The organism is Leptolyngbya sp. FACHB-36, from assembly GCF_014695955.1.
Lineage (GTDB): Bacteria > Cyanobacteriota > Cyanobacteriia > Leptolyngbyales > Leptolyngbyaceae > FACHB-36.
In genome coordinates this window covers 1-2,443 of sequence record NZ_JACJPG010000091.1, presented here as the reverse complement: position 1 = coordinate 2,443, position 2,443 = coordinate 1, and the positions used below count along the sequence as shown (strand labels likewise).

2 protein-coding genes are annotated in these 2,443 nt (G+C 55.5%); one reads left to right on the top strand and one right to left on the bottom strand.

The features are described from left to right. Window positions 1-635: glycosyltransferase family 39 protein (locus tag H6F43_RS01275; protein ID WP_190340213.1), on the bottom strand; the 635-nt coding region annotated here is incomplete at its 3' end. Between the two features lie 144 nt (window positions 636-779). Here H6F43_RS01275 and H6F43_RS01270 point away from each other — a divergent pair. After that, window positions 780-2,443: ABC transporter substrate-binding protein (locus H6F43_RS01270; protein ID WP_190340212.1), on the top strand; the 1,664-nt coding region annotated here is incomplete at its 3' end.

Here is a 2,443-nt window from a genome sequence, read left to right as displayed (position 1 = left end):
GATAGATTCCAGATCGCAATCGGAACCAGCGCAGATAGCCCAATCGCGATCGCGAGGTAAAGTCGGCGATCGCGCAGAAGGGGACGCAGACGCGGCTCGGTGAGCACGGTGGCAGCAAAGCCAATCGCGACAAAGACGGCATTGTATTTGCAGAGTCCGGCACCGCCCAGCGCGATCGCCGTGCCGTAGAGCCGCCAGCTTTGCCCGCTGCCATCGGCAAGGTAGCCATCCAGAAACGTGATGAACAGAAACGACGCTACCAGCGACAGCGTAATCAGCAGGTGATCGTGCCACGCCAGCGCCAAAAACAGGAAGTACAGCGGCGACGCCAAAACCCACAAAACCACAAGCCAAAACGCGCGTTGGGCGTCCTTACCGTAGAGGTAGTGCGTGATGCGGTAGTAGGTGTAGAAAAAAATGCCGTTACTGATCAGATTCGGCAATCGCAGGGTGAGGGTCGATCGACCCAGCACCGCTGTAAATGCGCCCTGCACCCACGCCTGTAGCGGCGGATGATCATAGTAGGACCAGTCGGGATGCTGCCCCCACAGCCAATAGTACGCCTCATCGGGATTGGGAAACGCAATGAACCAAAAGGCAAGGCGAAGCACGAGAAAGGCAAGAAGAAAGGGCATAGCAAGCGACTAGCGACTAAGGGAAAGTGAGGAGCGAGGGTTGTTTGGTTAAGGGTTGATGGCGAGGTTTATACTGGCAACTAATGACTCACAGCTAATAGCTATAGCCAATCGCTAACAGCTAGTAATTAACGGCTAATCACTATGGCAGGACTCGGACTCCCTTCGCTGATACGACGATCGCGCTACTGGATTTTAGTAGGCTTGGGATTGCTGATGGCGATCACTCTGGCGTCGTGTAGCCAGTTGGATTTGCGATCGCAGGCAGCCAAGGTGCCTCAACTGGTCGCCAGCGCTCTGTCTGACCCAAAAAGCTTCAACTACGCGCTGAACAACTCGCAGCCAAGTGTGTTCCCGTTCACCTACGAGGGACTGGTAGATGAACACGGAATTACCGCTGAAATTATTCCAGCGCTAGCGGAATCCTGGCAAATCTCTGACGATAAGAAGCGCTTTGTGTTTACGCTGCGCGAAGGGCTGAAATGGTCAGATGGTGCACCGTTGACGGCAGATGATGTGGTGTTCAGCTACAACGACGTGTACCTGAACGAGAAGATTCCAGCGCCTGTGCGCGACACGCTGCGGATCGGGGTTTCTCAGGCGCTGCCAGCGGTCAAGAAGCTGGACGATCGGCGGGTGGAGTTTACGCTGCCAGAGCCGTTCTCGCCGTTTCTGCGCGTCATGGTTGCCAAGATTTTGCCCGCGCACCTGCTGCGAGAGTCTGTGTTTACGAATGACTCAGACGGCAAGCCAAAGTTTCTCTCGACCTGGGGCACCGACACGGACCCCAAACAGATTGTCACGAATGGTCCGTACACGATCGAAAGCTACGTCACAAGCCAGCGCGTGGTGTTTCGTCGCAATCCCTACTACTGGCGCAAAGACGCGCAGGGCAATCAGCAGCCGTATGTCGATCGCATCATTTGGCAAATTGTCGAAAATAGCGATGTCCGAATGCTGAAATTCCGCTCTGGCGAGTTGGATATGGCAGGGCTACGCCCGGAAGATTACTCGCTGCTGAAGCGCGAAGAAAAGCGCGGCAAGTTTGGCATTCGCAACGGCGGACCGACGTCTGGCACGACGTTTGTCGCGTTCAATCTCAATCGGGCGCTCAATTCTAAGGGACAGCCGTTCGTTGATCCGATCAAATCGCGCTGGTTCAACACCAAGGAATTTCGGCAGGCGGTGGCGTACGCGCTCGATCGTCAAGTCATGATTAACAGTTTGTTTCGCGGCATTGGGGAGTTGCAGAATTCGCCAATTTCGGTGCAAAGTCCGTTTTTCCTGTCGCCGAAAGAGGGCTTAAAGGTTTACGATCACAACCCGGAAAAGGCGAAGGACCTCTTACGCAGCGCGGGTTACACCTACGACGCCAGAGGGCAACTGCTGGACTCGGAGGGCAATCGAGTTCGTTTCGCGCTGCTGCTGCCTGCCGCTAGCAAGAACATTCAGGCGATGGCGACGCAGATGCAGCAAGATCTGCGGCGAATCGGGATTCAGCTTGATCTGAGTCCGGTCGATTTCAACGTGCTAGTGGAGAAAATCAACGCGCGCAGTTGGGACATGTATTTCCTCAGCTACACGGGCAGCGTCGAGCCGAACGACGGCGCAAACTACTGGCTTAGCTCTGGAGCCTCGCACGACTTCAACCAGGGACCGCAACCGGGACAGCCGCCGATTTCTGGCTGGCAGGTTTCTGACTGGGAGAAGGAGATCGATCGCCTCTACATCCAAGGCGCGAAGGAATTTGATGAGGCAAAGCGCAAAGCCATCTACACCGAGTTTCAGCAGCTTGTGCAAGATCAGGT